We start from the raw sequence: 14,060 nt of genomic DNA, 5'->3' as shown, positions 1-14,060 counted from the left end.
CTCTGGAAAGAAACCCGATCATTATGGACAAATTCGCGTGCGATCAGGCCAATATCGGAATCTTGCTTGCGACTGACGCAAAGGTGGGACATGGACAGGTTCGCGACCCTCAGCGCCTTCGTCACGGTCGTCGACCATGGCGGCTTCGCGCCAGCCGCCCGACGATTGGGCGTGGCGCCCTCCTCCCTGACACGGCAGGTCAACGCGCTCGAGAAGCACCTGGGGGCGTTGCTCCTCAATCGGTCGACCCGCAACGTCACCCTGACCGACGCCGGCGCCCTCTACCTCAACGAGGCCCGCAGAATCCTCGATGACCTCGACAACGCCGACCGCACGGTGAGCGAGCGCGGCGGGCCGCCGAGCGGGCTCCTGCGGCTGACAGCGCCCGTCGCGTTCGGGCGGCTCCACGTCGCCCCGATGTTGCCCGCCTTCCTGCGGCGGTATCCCGAGCTGCGCCTGGAAGTGATGGCCACCGACGCCATCAGCAATCTCGTCGAGGACCGTATCGACGTGGCCGTGCGGCTCGGCGCGATGAGCGCCTCCAGTCTGATCGCCCGCAAGCTCGCGCCGCATCGGCGGGCGGTCTGCGCCAGCCCCGCCTATCTCGCCGAGCATGACGCGCCGCGCACGCCATCCGACCTGATGAGTCACAGCTGCCTCGTCTACGAGTACTTCAACGGCGACAGCACCTGGACCCTGGCGCGGGGCGGCGAGCGCGAGAAGGTGACCGTCAAGGGTCCTCTGCGCTCCAGCGGATCGGAGGTCTTGCGGGAAGCCGCGCTCGGCGGCGTCGGCCTTGCCCTGCTGCCGACCTGGCTGATCGGCGGCGATATCGCCACGGGGGCTCTGGTTCCGATCCTCGACGACTGGACGGCCAGCCCGAGCGCCGAGGAAGGCGCGATCTGGGCCTGCTATCCGCCGAACCGTCGCGGCGTGAAGAAGGTCGCCTGCTTCCTGGACGCCCTGGCGCGCCACATTGGCGCGCCGGCCTATTGGGATCGGGACGCTCCGGCGCCGGGGCGCCGAAGACATCCCCTCTGGCTAGGCCTGCGTCGCGCGGGCGCGGCGGCTGAAATCAAGCGCCTGCAGGGCGGTGCTCAGGACGCCGAGGGCGCCCCCCAGCGCCGTCACGGCGGTCCATCCGCCCGCTTGCCAGGCCGCCGAGCCGGCCGCCGAGCCGAAGGCGCCGCCCAGGAACATCGAGCCCATCAGCACGGTGTTGAGACGCGCGCGCGCCTCGGGACGCAGGGCGAAGGCGATGTGCTGGTTGGAAACCAGGGCCGACTGCATGGCGAAGTCGAGCACGATCACGCCCACGACCAGTCCCGCCACCGAGGTCCAGACGCCAAACAGCGCCCAGGAGACCAGGATCAGGATCGAGGCGAGCATGACCACCGGCTTGGGGCCGCGCCGGTCGGCGAACCGGCCGGCAAGGGGGGCGGCGAAGATGCCCACCGCGCCGACGACGCCGAAGAGGCCGGCGACATCCGCGCCCAGACGGTAGGCGGGCGACTGCAGCCGGAAGGCCAGCACCGTCCAGAACACCGTGAAGGCCGCGAAGATCAGGGCCTGGGTGAAGGCGGCCAGGCGCAGGGCGGGAAACTCTTTCCAGAGGTCGCCGATCGAGGCCAGGAGCTTGCCATAGCCGAGCTTGGAGTCGGGCGCCACGCGCGGCAGCGTCATGAACATGACCGCTCCGGCGATCAGGGCCATCGGCGCGCCGAGCCAGAACATCTCGCGCCACCCAAAGCGCGTGGCCACGAAGCCGGCGAGCGTGCGGCTGAGCAGGATGCCGGTGAGGATGCCCGAGAGCACCGTTCCCACCGTCGCCCCGCGCTTTTCCGGCGAGGAAAGATGCGCGGCGAAGGGTACGATCTGCTGGGCGACCGTCGAGGCCAGGCCCACCGCCAGGGACGCCACCACGACCAGGGCCGCGCTGGGCGCGAGGGCCGCCAGCACCAGAGCCAGCGCCAGGACGACGAACTGGACGCCGATCTGCTTTCGGCGATCGATGATGTCGCCCAGCGGAACCAGCAGGAAGAGGCCGGCGGCGTAGCCCAGCTGGGTGGCGGTCGGGATCAGACCGGTCAAAGGGCCAGGGAGATCCTGTTCGATCAGCCCCAGCATGGGCTGGTTGTAGTAGATGTTGGCGACGGCGACGCCGGCGGCGGCGGACATCGCGAAGGTCATCGAGGATGACAGGCCTTTGCGGGCCGGTGCGTTGGGAGCGTCTGCGGACATGATCGCGTTCCTCGCGCCGGAAGCCGGCGCCTGGCGTCTAGGATTGAAGGGCGAGACGCGCGCCGCGGCGAGCGCCGTCTCCGGCAAGAAGCCTGCCGCACTATTTAGCGTCGAGCCGGAACGAAAATAATTGGACGAATTTGCCGCTCTGCTTTGCGTGCTACGCAAAAATCGATGCGGCCAGTCCTGCCCAGGCGCGACGCGGACATGGCGACCGCACCCCCGCCTTTGGCCGCGGTGGGATCGGCGCACATGCCACCAAGGGGCGGGAAATCTACCCCGTGTACGTGAACGCCATCGGCGTGTCGGCCGCCGGCAGGCAGCTCCGGTCGACCGGTTTGGTCGGATCTTGGAAGAACGACCGGATCATCTTGCGCGTACAGGGGCTAGCGCGGCTGACGCCGTGGGTGGCGTTGGTGACGATCACCACCTGCGAACCCTCGTAGCCCTTGGCGGCGGCCTTGGTCAGTTCGGGCGGGCAACCGGGATCGATCTCGGCGGCCAGGAACAGGGTCGGGATCGCGGTCTTGACCGGCTCCTGCTCGGCCTTGGAGATCGGGCCGACGTCGATCGCCTTGCAGACATCGTGGATGCGCTGCATTGGCGCCACCATCAGGCGGGCGATCGGATCGTTCTCCGTGCCCTTGGCGACGTCAGCCCGACTTTCGAATGGGATCTCTTCCTTGCACAGGTGGGTCATGAACTGGCCCTCGCTGTAGTAGTCGCGGCTCTCGACGAAGTCGGCGACCGGGGCGACGTCGCCCTGGATCACCTTCCACAGGTCGCGCGGCAGCACGCCGGCGGTGAAGTAGCTGGCGTCCATCAGCCAGCCGCCCAGGTCGTCGGCGGCGTAGGTCTTGCCGTTGATCGTCTGGGGGCCGGCCAGCCAGCGCTCGGCGACCACGGCCAGCTTGGCCTTCAGGTCGGGATAACGCTTGGCGCACTCGGCCACGACCGCGCACTTGGCCATGACGATGTCGATCGAGTTGGAGACCATGGCCGGCCCGCCGACGGTCCAGTCGGCCTCGGGCGGCCAGGGCGAATCCTGGACCACCGCGCGCACGCCCTGCGGCTGATGAGCCTGGATGGCGGCCTCGATGCGGGTGCCGTAGGAGCCGCCGAACAGGTCGATCTGCTTGAAGCCCAGCAGTTGGCGGAGGTCCTGGACGTCCTTAGCCACCTCGACGGCGTTGTAGCGCGCGATGTTCACGCCCTTGGCCTGGAAACCCTTCAGGCAGGCGACGACGGCTCGCGCGTCCTGATCGGTCGGCGGCCCGGCGTCGGTCAGGTGCGTTCCCGGGCAGTCGAGATTGGGGACGGACTGGCCGCCGCCGCGCTGGTCGATGAACACCCAGTCCTGGTCGAGCGCGACGAACTCGCGCGAGGCCTTGCTGGCCAGCAGGCGCGGCAGGCCCTTCAGGGCCGAACCGCCCGGGCCGCCGTGCAGATAGATCACCGGCGGCAGGCCGGCCTTGGGCTCGCTGGCGTGAACGATGGCGACCGCCACCTTGATGCGGCGGGTCCCGGGATCGCCGCGCGTCTCGTCGACGACCAGATTGCCACAGTCGACCTTCAGGCCGGTGGCCTTGTAGTCGCCGGCGCAGGCGGTCTTCTCGAACGTCGGCGCGGCCGCGTGAGCTGATCCGGTGATAGCCGCCAGGGCGAAGGCGCCAGCGGCGGCGATCCAGGACAAACGCGACATCGAAGACTCCCACGGCTTTCGTGCATCAACACCAAGGTTAATGCTCACCGCAAGGCTTCAACATGCGGCCGTCCGCTAGAACCGGTAGGCGGCCGACAGCACCGCCGAGGGCTGGATCGGGTCAAAGACGATCGGGCTCTCCCTGGCGTCGCCAGTCAGCTTGGTGACCGAGCCGGTCGCGCCCAGGCTGACCCGATCGGTCAGACGATAGCTGGCGGTCAGCGAAACTGAAACGTCCTTGATCCCGCCGCCGGGGCGATAGGCCGGGAGGCCCGAGGCCGCCGCCTGGCTGGCGCTGATCCCGAAATAGCTGCGGTTATAGGCGCCATCGGCCCAGGTGGTCGAAACGCTGGGGGATCAAGGTCAGGCGTCCGGACGGCCGCAGCGGCATGGCCAAGGTCGCGTCGACCAGGACGCCGTCGAGGTCGCCGGAGAGAACCTTGGTCGCGTCCAGACTGGCCATGACCCTGCCGGCCTTTACGTCGGCGGAGATCCGCGCCCCGGTGCCGCCCGACACCCGGCCGATGCCGGCCGGCGCGTCACGGCGGCGGTAGCCTGGCACGAAGGTCACACCGGCCCCGACATCCACAGTGTCGCCGTCGACCAGGTTGGCGCCGATCCCCCGGCGCGAACCGGCGAAGAACCGGCCATACTTCAGGTCAATCACCGGGAACGGCAGAACGCGGTAGTCCTTGGCGCCCTGGTAAGCTGGCGCGTAGATCACCGCCCCGCCGACGACGGTCCGGTCAGGCGCGCGATCCTGGGCGCTGGCCTTGGTGGCGAGGCTCACGGCGGTCAGCACGCAGAGCAGCGCGATTGGCGTCAGGACATGGATCATACTGCCTCCTATAGAATGCCGCGTCCGATCATCGACACAGATACGACCTCAACGCGAAGACAGATGCTTAGACGCCGCCGAAACCCGACGGCAGTTCGGCGCCGGTCAGGTCCGCGCCGTCAAGGCGGGCGCGGCTGAAGTCGGCCTCGATGAACCGGGCCCGAGGCGCGCTGACGCCCTTCAGATTGGCCCCTCGCAGCACGGCGCGGGTCAAATCGGTGCGGATGACCCGGTCCTCGGCGATCTTCAGCGGGCCGAGCTTGGCGCCAGTGAGATCTGCGCGGCTCAGCTGGGCGTCGACCAGACGCGCGCCGCGCAGATCGGCCCCGCGAAGCTTGGCGCCCCGCAGGTCCGCGCCGGCCAGGTTCGCGCCCTGCAGCTGGGCGCCGTCCAGGTCCATGCCGAAGAACACCGCCCGGGGCGCGAACAGGCCGGAAAGACGGCGATCCTTCAGGCGGCGCAAGGGGCGGAAGTCGACCTCGGCGGCCTTGGCCGCCTTGCCGTCGCGGCCGTCGGACTTGCAGAACAACTCGTGGCTCTCCAGCACCTCGTTGAGGGGCAGGTCGTCGACATAGATGATCGGCGGCGGGGCGCGCAGCACCTCGGTCATGTCGGCGTCGGTCAGGTCCGCGCCGCTGACGTCGACCCCCACCATGATGGCCCGACGCAGCGAGACCTTGGACATCTCGGCATTGTGCAGGTTGGCGCCCGACAGGTCCGCGCCGTCCATGACCGCGTTCGTCAGCTTGGCGCCCTCAGGGTGACGTTCGAGAGATCGGCGTCGGTGAAGTCGGCCTGCCGCGCGAAGGCGCCGGACATCTGCGCGCCGTTGAGGTTGGCGCCCTGCAGCATGGCGTAGTCCAGCTCGCCCGGCCGCTTGGAATGCTCCAGGATCCGCAGGCCCTTCTCGTCGTCCTGCACGGCGGTGACGCCCTCGCGCAGATCGCAGCCGGAGAGATTGGCCCCGCCGAGATTGGCCCCGCGCAGGCAGGCCCCGCGCATGTCGCAGCGGGAAAGATCCGCGTCCCGCAGATCGGAGTCGCGCAGGTCGGTCCCATACAGCGTGGCGCGGGTCAGCTTGGCCCGCCGCAGCGAGGCCCCGCCCAGCAGCGCCCCGGTCAGGTCGGCCTCCGAGAGATCGACCCCGTCCAGCTCGTAATTGTTCAGGTTGACGTACTGCAGCACCGCCCGGCGGCCCTTGGGCAGGCCTTTCATGTAGCGCGCATGAGCCTCCAGCACCTCGCGCACCACGGAGGCGTGCAGGTTGCGGATCAGGCTCGGGCGTGAAGACGCGGCGGCGGGCATGGGCGGTCGAAGAGCGCTCTCTGGCGGATACGCGGGGAACTGGGAACCGTCGCCCAACCTGCCAGATCAGCTTTAAGCCATCGTTTAGAGCGCGGTGAATTGTCGCGGGGGACGCGCGAAATCTACAGCCAGCCCTTGCGGCGGAACCACAGCAGCGGCGCGACGGCGGCCATGATCATCATGCCGATGGCCATCGGATAGCCTTCCAGCCAGTTCAGTTCGGGCATGTGGACGAAGTTCATGCCGTAGATCCCGGCCACCAGGGTCGGGGGCAGGAACATCACCGAGAACACTGAGAACACCTTGAAGATCGAGTTCTGCTCGATGTTGATCAGACCCAGGGCCGCGTCGAGCAGGAAGGTGATGTTGCTGGCTACGTAGCTGGAGTGGTCGGTGATCGACTGGACGTCGCGCTGCAGCGATTTGAGGTGATCGCGCAGTTCCTTGGAGCCTTCGAACTGGTCGGCCAGGGCCGCGAAGCTGAGCAGGCGGGCCAGGCTGACCAGGCTGTCGCGGGCCTTGGAATTGACGTTCTGGGCCCGGCCCAAACGGTTGAGGATGCTCTCGAACGCCGCGCCGCGCGGGCGGCTGAAGATGGCCCGCGATTGCACCTCGACCTCGGCGGCGGTGCGCTCGAGGATGTCGGCGGTGCGGTCGACGATGGCGTCCAGCAGGCCCAGGAACGTCTGCAGGCCATTGGGGCACAGGCTGGGCTGACGCTCGGCCTGGGCGGCGAACACCGAGAACGCCTTGGGCTCGACATAGCGAATGGTGATCAGGCGCGCGCCGGCCAGCACGAAGGTGACGGGGGCGGCGGTCGGCAGGTCGCCATCGGCGTTGATCAGGACGGTGGCGGTCATGAACGTGCCGCCATCCTCCTGGTAGAGGCGCGAGGAGGCCTCGATCTCGGCCATCTCCTCGCGGGTGGGCAACAGGAGGCCGATCGACTGCTCGACGGCGACTTCCTCGGCGCGGGTGGGGTCGACCAGTTCGATCCAGACGGCGTCGGACGGCACCCGCCAGTCGGGCGACAGACCGCCGGATTCGAAGCCCGGAGCGCCGTGACGGAGGATTCTAAGCATGGGCGCGTCCCCCAAGCCTGCCCATGGGCAGGCTTGCCCTATCAGACGCGCGTTTTAACGGCGAAAACCGAGTACGCCTTCGCCTAACGCGCTGCGGGCCGGGTGTGCCCCGGCCCGCGCTCTAGGTCAACGTGCTCACGATCAGCGGGGCGCGTTCTGCTTGTTGCTCGTGTCGCTCGACGAACCACCGCCGGCGGCGGCCTCGATCAGGGCGGCGATACGATCGGTCGAGTCCGCGGCCTGGCCGATGATGTCCAGCGGCGAAGAGCGAACCGAGTTGGCGACCTGGTTGGCGGCCTGCTTGGCGGCCGAGACCACCGCGTTCTGAGCCATGGCGATCTTGCTGGTGGCCATGGCGATCTTCGTCGCCTGGGCGTCCTGATAGATGAAGCCGTTGGTCGGATAGACGCTGGAGCCGAGGTCACGGATCGGGTCGTACCAGACCTTCACCTGGGTCCAGTCGCCATTGGGCGAGACGTCGACGACGGTGACGTCCTTTTCGATCTGGCCGCGATCGCCCTCGATGATCGACCAGTTGGCGTGGGTGACCTGGATGACCCGGTCGGTGAGCACCTGGCTGACGAAGGCCACGTGGCCGAGGTTCATGCGGGCGGTAGGCTTGAAGGAGAGAACCGATCCGATCTTCGGGACCGAGCCCGTGTCGTACTTGCCGGCGGCTTGCGACCACCACGTGCGGGCGTCGCCGAAAATCTGGATACCCGACATCAGACGGGCGAACGGCACGCATTGCCAATAACCGTCAGCATTGGCCGCTACCGGCGCAAAGCTGATCATGGCGGCAGCGAGCAGGGAACCCAGAAGGGCCCTGGTCCGTTTCGTCATGCTGTGGGTACTCCCCCGCGTCACTGGGCTAAGGGATAACCCTGCCAGAGACTGGTGAAAAGAGTGTTTATGCCGCGCCCGCGAGCGCCAAGCGGCGCTGTTTGCGACTCGCGGCCAGAGACTTCATCCACTCCCGACACGGGCTCTCTATGAAATGGTAGGAGATCGCCGACAGCGGGATCAGCGCGCCGACAATCAAGATCCAGACCAGGGGCGGCAGCTTGTCGCCACCGATATTGAACAGCTTGGTCGCTACATTGATCGCCAGGATTTTCCACGGGATGCAGATCATGTATGTCGAGTAGCTGATCTCGCCGAGATAGACGAAGACTGACTGTCCAGCAAACTCGAAACCACCCTTCGCGAGGGTCGCGAGCATGAAAATAAGCCCGCCCAGAAGCATGACGATCACCGGATCGGGTGCGGAAAACTGGATCGCCGCAAGCGCAGCCATGCCCGATAAAGCGGCGCCGTAGCCGCCGAGTCGGGTCGGGAATCGGTCCGAACGCCACAGGGCGTGCAGGGCGCAGCCGAAGGCGAAGCAGGGCACGATGCGCAGAGCGCCCCATTCGATGGTGGCGTCGGTCAGCGAAAAGCCGGCCAGGGCCTGGAAGGTCGGATAGAGCCCGGCGATCACCGCCAGGGCGCCCAGCACCGCGACCACGGGCCGCTCGCGCAGCTTCCACGCCGCGAAGGCGAAGGCCGGGAAGCTCAGATAGGTGAACCACTCGGCCGAGATCGACCACGAGGCGTGGTTCCAGCCGGCCACCGGCGCGAAGCCCCAGGCATGGACCAGCAGCAGGTTCGCCGGCAGTGATTTCCAGGACAGGATGTTTGGATCGACGTTCAGGCCCGCCATGGTCCCGGCGAACGCCATGGCCCCGACGCCGACCAGGGTGGCCAGGTGCAGCGGATAGACCCGCGCCAGCCGGTTCCACAGGAAGTCGCCATAGCGGAACCGCCCCTCGCCGAAACCGCGCAGATAGACGTGGCAGAGAATGAAGCCCGACAGGATGAAGAACGCCTCGACCCCCAGATAGCCCTTCTGGGCGATCGCGGGTGTGAAGGCGACGTCCAGCTTGGGCCAATAGTGGTACAGCACCACCCAGAAGGCGGCGAAGAACCGCAGCGCGGTCAGGGGCTTAATGTGGGCGGCGTCCTGCATCCACAGCGATCCTTAAGGGCCCATCCTTCCGCCCCCACGGTGGAAAGATCAGCGTTACCCGCCCATCTCGCTGTGTTACATGTATGCGTACGCGAAACGACGGCCTGGCCGATAACCTTAGAGAGGACCAATGAACGAACTCCTTAACCTGGTCGCCGACCCGGCCGCCTGGGCCGCTCTGGTGACCCTTGTGGTCATGGAAGTGGTTCTGGGGATCGACAACCTGGTCTTCATTTCGATCCTGTCAAACAAGCTGCCGCCCGAGCACCGCACGCGGGTGCGCCGCATCGGCATCTCGCTGGCGCTGATCATGCGCCTCGTCCTGCTGTCGACCATCGCCTTCATCGTCGGCCTGACCGCGCCGGTCTTCGACCTGGGGATCACTGGCCCCGTCGGCTCGCACGGCGAGCCCGGCTTCGAGACCGCCTTCTCGTGGCGCGACCTGATCCTGATCGCCGGCGGCGTCTTCCTGATCTGGAAGGCGACCAAGGAGATCCACCACAGCGTCGATCCGGACAAGAGCGACGATGTGCTGGAGAAGGACAAGGTCACCGTCGTGATCTCCAACGTCGGCGCGGCGATCTTCCAGATCATCCTGCTGGACCTGGTGTTCTCGATCGACTCGATCCTGACCGCCGTCGGCATGACCGATCACCTGCCGATCATGGTCACCGCCGTGATCATCGCCGTGGCCGCCATGCTGCTGGCCGCCGACCCGCTGGGCAACTTCATCAACAACAACCCGACCGTGGTCATGCTGGCCCTGGGCTTCCTGCTGATGATCGGCACCGTGCTGATCGCTGAAGGCTTCGGCGCCCACGTGCCGAAGGGCTACATCTATACCGCCATGGCCTTCTCGGCCGGGGTCGAGGGCCTGAACATGCTGGCCCGCAAGCGTGGGTCGAAGAAAGACCACTAGGTCCCCTCCCCCTACATCCGCGCCCTGGGGCGTGATAGGTCGGCCACCCGGCTTATCACGCTCCCAAGGCCCCGATGACCTCGCAGACCTTCACCCCCCAGGCTTTCTCCGGCGCCGAGCGCCGCCTGACCCTGGCGGCGCTGATGATCGTGTTCCTGCTGAGCGCGCTGGACCAGACCATCGTCTCCACGGCCATGCCGCGGATCATCTCCGAGCTGAACGGCCTCAATCTCTATTCGTGGGTGACGACGGCCTACCTGCTGACCTCGACGGTGATGGTGCCGATCTGGGGCAAGCTGGGCGACATCTTCGGCCGCAAGCCGGTGCTGATAACCGGCATCTCGATCTTCCTGGCCGGCTCGTGGCTGTCGGGCCTGGCGGGTGAGTTCGGGACCATCCTGGGCATGCCGGGCATGGTGCAGCTGATCGTGTTCCGCGCCCTGCAGGGCATTGGTGGCGGCGCGCTGTTCACCACCGCCTTCGCCATCATCGCCGACCTCTATCCGCCGCGCGAGCGGGGCAAGTTCGCGGGCGTCTTCGGCTCGGTGTTCGGCCTGGCCAGCGTGCTGGGGCCGATCATCGGCGGCTACTTCACCGACCATGGCACGGTGCAGGTCGGAACCCACACCGTCGCCGGCTGGCGCTGGGTGTTCTACGTCAACCTGCCGCTGAGCCTGCTCTCGCTGTTCATGGTCATCGTGAAGATGCCGCCGCTGGAGCATCGCCGGGCCGGCAAGATCGACTTCCTGGGCGCGGCCCTGCTGATCGCCGCCTTCGTGCCGCTGCTGCTGGCGCTCAGCCTGGGCGGCCACAACTTCGCCTGGCGCTCGCCCCAGAGCCTCTCCCTGTTCGCCCTGGCCGTCGTGTCGCTGGCCGCCTTCGTGGTGGCCGAGACCAAGGTCTCCAACCCGATCCTGCCGATGCACCTGTTCCAGAACAAGGTGTTCACCACGGCCAACCTGGCCGGTTTCCTGATCTCCATGGCGTTCATGGGCGTGGTGATGTTCCTGCCATTATTCCTGCAGCTGGGCCGGGGCGTGCCGGCCACGGTCAGCGGCATGACCATGCTGCCGCTGATGGCCGGCCTGATCATCGGCAGCACCGTCGCGGGCCAACTGGTCTCCAAGACCGGCCAGTACAAGCCCTACATGCTAGGCGGCGCGGTCATCCTTCTGGTCGCGGTGTTCCTGCTGCATGACCTGTCGAAGATCCACAGCCTGCCGCTGCTTTGCGGGCTGCTGGCCTTCGTCGGCCTGGGCCTGGGTCCCGGCCAGAGCCTGTTCAACATCGCCACCCAGAACGCCGTCGACCCGCGCGACATCGGCGTGGCCACCAGCTCCAACCAGTTCTTCAGGCAGATCGGCTCGACGGTCGGCGCGGCCCTGGCCGGGACCATGCTGACCGCGCGCCTGGCCAACCTGCCCGGCGGGGGCCTGGATCTGGGCAAGCTGGAAGGCATGGCGGTGAAGGCCGCCGCCAGCGGTCAGGCCGCCCACGCCGATCCAGTGCTGCAAGGCGCGCTGATCAACGCCGTCAGCGGGGTGATGGTCGCGGCCCTGTTCGTGATCCTGGCGGGTCTGGTGACGATCCTGTTCATCCCCGCCCTGCCCCCTGCGCTCGCACCAGCCGGCGTCTGGCGCGCCGACGCTGGATAAAGCCGAGCCGACGAACAGCTAGAGAAAGCCGCCTACAGGAACGAGTAGGGGTCGATATCAATCACCACGCGGACCGAATTCGGGACCTTCGCCCGCGCCCGCCAGGCGGCCATGAAGCCTTGCAGGTCGACATTGCGCTCGGCCCTGACCAGGAACCGCTTGCGGCGGCGGCCGCGCACCAAAGCCAACGGCGCGTCGGCGGGGCCGAACACCTCGACCCCCTCGGCGTTGGGGATCACCGCGGCCAGGGCGTCGACATAGGCGTCCAGGGCCGCGGCGTCGGGGCCCGAGGCGATCACCGCCGCGAGCCGTCCATAGGGCGGCAGGCCGGCGTCCTGGCGCATGGCCATCTCAGCCTCGACGAAGGCGTCGCGGTCCTGGGCCTTCAGGGCCTGCATCACCGCGTGCTCGGGCGAATAGGTCTGCAGCAGCGCCCGCCCCGGCTTCTCGTGACGCCCGGCCCGCCCCGCCGCCTGGGCCAGCAGCTGGAAGGTCCGCTCCCCGGCCCGCAGGTCGCCGCCCCGTAAGGAAAGGTCGGCGTCGACCACGCCCACCAGGGTCAGGTTCGGGAAGTTGTGGCCCTTGGCCGCCGCCTGGGTGGCGACGAGAATGTCGATCTCGCCCGCCGCCATGCTAGCCACCAGGGTCCTGGCGGCCTCGGCGTCCATCACGGTGTCGGACGAGAACACCGCGATCCGCGCGTCCGAGAAGATGTGCCGCGCCTCCTCCTCCACCCGCTCGACTCCGGGGCCAATCGACACGAGCGAGTCCTTGGCCCCGCAGTGCGGGCAGGCCTCGGGCTTCTTCATCGAAAAGCCCGTCAGGTGGCAGACCAGCCGGCCGGTGTAGCGGTGCTCGACCAGCCAGCTGTCGGTGTCGGGCGACTTCATCTTCTCGCCGCAGGCCTTGCACAGCACCAGCGGCGCATAGCCCCGCCGGTTCAGGAACAGCATGGCCTGTTCGCCGCGCTGCAGCGTCACGGCCATGGCCTTGATCAGCGGCGGCGACAGCCAGCGGCCGGGCTCCGGCGGCGTCTGGCGCATGTCGATCAGGTCGATGTCCGGCAGCTGCGCCGCCCCGTGGCGCGCCGACAGCCGCAGCCAGCGGTAACGGCCGGCCTGGGCGTTGAACAGGCTCTCCAGCGAGGGGGTCGCCGAGGCCAGCAGCACGGACGCACCCTCGATCTTGGCCCGCGCCACGGCCAGGTCGCGGGCGTGGTAGATGAAGCCCTCTTCCTGCTTGAACGAGCTGTCGTGCTCTTCGTCGACCACGATCAGGCGCAGCTTGCGGAAGGGCAGGAACAGGGCCGAGCGAGCCCCGACCACGATGCGGGCGTCGCCGCTGGCCACCGCCTCCCAGACCTGCCGGCGGCGCGGCGGCGAGACGCCGGAATGCCACTCGGCCGGCAGGGCGCCGAAGCGCTGCTCGAAGCGGGCGAGAACGGCCTGGGTCAGGGCGATCTCGGGCAGCAGCACCAGGATCTGGGCCTCAGGATCCTCCAGCGCGGCCGCGACCGCCTCCAGATAGACCTCGGTCTTGCCCGAGCCAGTGACCCCATCCAGAAGCGCCGCCTGGAAGCCGCCGGCGTCCAGCATCTCTTTCATGACCGCGACGCAGGCGGCCTGGCCGGGGTTCAGTTCGCGCGGCGGCAGGGAAAGGTCCGGCTGCGGCAAGCCACGCTCCGGCTCCACATAGTCGACCGCCAGCACGCCCTCGTCCACCAGCCCCTTGACCACGCCCGCCGAGACGCCGGCGGCCGAGGCCAGCGCCGCGCTCGACAGCTTCACGCCCTCGGCGGCGGCCAGCACCTTCAGGCGCGCGGGCGTCATGCGGGCGGGCTGGGTTCCGGTCACGACCAGCACCTTGTCGGGCTTGGGCGGCGGATGGCGCAGGCCGCGCAGGGCCATGGCCAGCGGCCAACCGGGCAGGTCCACCGAATAGCGCGCCGCCCAAGCAATAAAGGCCAGCACGCCCGGCGGCAGCGGAGGATCGTCGACCCGCCCCTGAATGGCCTTAAGCGGCCGATTGCCGCCCGTCCCGTCGCGCAGGGCGACGACCACGCCGCGAATCACGCGCGGCCCCAGGGGCACGGCCACATGGTCGCCAATGCTCAGATCGAGTCCGTCCGGCTCGGCGTAGTCGAAGGCCTCCGGCAACGGCATCGGCAGCAGAACGGAGGCGATACGGGACATGACGGCATGCTTTTGCCGCCAAACCGTCCCCAGGTCGAGAGCAGCCGACGAGGTCGTCATCAAGCGGACATTAACCGTCTTGCCCGCTTCATCTGGAGGGAGTGCTTTTTACCGTGGG

General features: G+C 68.0%; 9 protein-coding genes and 3 pseudogenes. 4 read left to right on the top strand and 8 right to left on the bottom strand.

The genetic code is table 11. From position 1 onward, the window contains the following. Positions 1-90: 90 nt before the first annotated feature. Positions 91-915, top strand: a pseudogene (locus tag ACHMW8_RS10055) (LysR substrate-binding domain-containing protein); the annotation flags it as partial. A 126-nt stretch (positions 916-1,041) separates the two neighbouring features. Here the strand turns inward: ACHMW8_RS10055 and ACHMW8_RS10050 are convergent. Then, positions 1,042-2,241 (bottom strand): MFS transporter, encoded by a 1,200-nt coding sequence (locus tag ACHMW8_RS10050; protein WP_199743442.1) that lies wholly within the window; start codon positions 2,239-2,241, stop codon positions 1,042-1,044. Between ACHMW8_RS10050 and ACHMW8_RS10045 the strand changes: the two genes are divergently transcribed. Further along, the gene (locus tag ACHMW8_RS10045) at positions 2,240-2,371 is read left to right on the top strand and encodes a hypothetical protein (protein WP_395445452.1); all 132 of its coding nucleotides are present in this window, start codon (positions 2,240-2,242) and stop codon (positions 2,369-2,371) included. The genes ACHMW8_RS10050 and ACHMW8_RS10045 overlap by 2 nt on opposite strands. A gap of 144 nt (positions 2,372-2,515) precedes the next feature. On the opposite strand, the gene ACHMW8_RS10040 is transcribed toward ACHMW8_RS10045, so the two are convergent. The 6 genes and pseudogenes from ACHMW8_RS10040 to ACHMW8_RS10015 all read right to left on the bottom strand — a co-directional run bounded on the left by ACHMW8_RS10040 (position 2,516) and on the right by ACHMW8_RS10015 (position 9,176). After that, positions 2,516-3,943 (bottom strand): alpha/beta hydrolase, encoded by a 1,428-nt coding sequence (locus ACHMW8_RS10040; protein ID WP_395445451.1) that lies wholly within the window; start codon positions 3,941-3,943, stop codon positions 2,516-2,518. A 75-nt stretch (positions 3,944-4,018) separates the two neighbouring features. Then, positions 4,019-4,781, bottom strand: a pseudogene (locus tag ACHMW8_RS10035) (MipA/OmpV family protein). A gap of 67 nt (positions 4,782-4,848) precedes the next feature. Next, positions 4,849-6,086: pseudogene (locus ACHMW8_RS10030) on the bottom strand (pentapeptide repeat-containing protein). Between the two features lie 122 nt (positions 6,087-6,208). After that, the gene (locus tag ACHMW8_RS10025; RefSeq protein ID WP_395445450.1) at positions 6,209-7,168 is read right to left on the bottom strand and encodes a magnesium transporter CorA family protein; all 960 of its coding nucleotides are present in this window, start codon (positions 7,166-7,168) and stop codon (positions 6,209-6,211) included. A gap of 141 nt (positions 7,169-7,309) precedes the next feature. Beyond that, entirely contained in the window at positions 7,310-8,011 is a 702-nt protein-coding gene (locus tag ACHMW8_RS10020) for a CHAP domain-containing protein (protein ID WP_125156914.1), read from the bottom strand. Between the two features lie 67 nt (positions 8,012-8,078). Next, positions 8,079-9,176, bottom strand: a complete 1,098-nt coding sequence (locus tag ACHMW8_RS10015) for an acyltransferase family protein (RefSeq protein WP_395445449.1) — start codon at positions 9,174-9,176, stop codon at positions 8,079-8,081. Between the two features lie 130 nt (positions 9,177-9,306). Between ACHMW8_RS10015 and ACHMW8_RS10010 the strand changes: the two genes are divergently transcribed. Both ACHMW8_RS10010 and ACHMW8_RS10005 read left to right on the top strand, forming a co-directional pair. Continuing rightward, positions 9,307-10,095 (top strand): TerC family protein, encoded by a 789-nt coding sequence (locus tag ACHMW8_RS10010; protein WP_395445448.1) that lies wholly within the window; start codon positions 9,307-9,309, stop codon positions 10,093-10,095. A gap of 74 nt (positions 10,096-10,169) precedes the next feature. Continuing rightward, positions 10,170-11,750, top strand: a complete 1,581-nt coding sequence (locus tag ACHMW8_RS10005; RefSeq protein ID WP_395445447.1) for an MDR family MFS transporter — start codon at positions 10,170-10,172, stop codon at positions 11,748-11,750. A gap of 32 nt (positions 11,751-11,782) precedes the next feature. On the opposite strand, the gene ACHMW8_RS10000 is transcribed toward ACHMW8_RS10005, so the two are convergent. Then, positions 11,783-13,942: a primosomal protein N' gene (locus tag ACHMW8_RS10000; protein ID WP_395445446.1), complete on the bottom strand. Its 2,160-nt coding sequence runs from the start codon at positions 13,940-13,942 to the stop codon at positions 11,783-11,785. Positions 13,943-14,060: the final 118 nt, after the last annotated feature.

This window comes from Caulobacter sp. UC70_42, from assembly GCF_044056025.1.
GTDB lineage: Bacteria > Pseudomonadota > Alphaproteobacteria > Caulobacterales > Caulobacteraceae > Caulobacter.
This window is presented reverse-complemented; position numbering and strand designations above follow the sequence as displayed.

What these genes read in the sequence shown, in the direction of transcription:
- ACHMW8_RS10015 (WP_395445449.1), bottom strand. Translation starts at nt 9,176, where the DNA reads ATGCAGGACGCCGCCCACATTAAGCCCCTGACCGCGCTGCGGTTCTTC.
- ACHMW8_RS10010 (WP_395445448.1), top strand. Translation starts at nt 9,307, where the DNA reads ATGAACGAACTCCTTAACCTGGTCGCCGACCCGGCCGCCTGGGCCGCT.
- ACHMW8_RS10005 (WP_395445447.1), top strand. Translation starts at nt 10,170, where the DNA reads ATGACCTCGCAGACCTTCACCCCCCAGGCTTTCTCCGGCGCCGAGCGC.
- ACHMW8_RS10050 (WP_199743442.1), bottom strand. Translation starts at nt 2,241, where the DNA reads ATGTCCGCAGACGCTCCCAACGCACCGGCCCGCAAAGGCCTGTCATCC.
- ACHMW8_RS10045 (WP_395445452.1), top strand. Translation starts at nt 2,240, where the DNA reads ATGATCGCGTTCCTCGCGCCGGAAGCCGGCGCCTGGCGTCTAGGATTG.
- ACHMW8_RS10025 (WP_395445450.1), bottom strand. Translation starts at nt 7,168, where the DNA reads ATGCTTAGAATCCTCCGTCACGGCGCTCCGGGCTTCGAATCCGGCGGT.
- ACHMW8_RS10020 (WP_125156914.1), bottom strand. Translation starts at nt 8,011, where the DNA reads ATGACGAAACGGACCAGGGCCCTTCTGGGTTCCCTGCTCGCTGCCGCC.
- ACHMW8_RS10040 (WP_395445451.1), bottom strand. Translation starts at nt 3,943, where the DNA reads ATGTCGCGTTTGTCCTGGATCGCCGCCGCTGGCGCCTTCGCCCTGGCG.
- ACHMW8_RS10000 (WP_395445446.1), bottom strand. Translation starts at nt 13,942, where the DNA reads ATGTCCCGTATCGCCTCCGTTCTGCTGCCGATGCCGTTGCCGGAGGCC.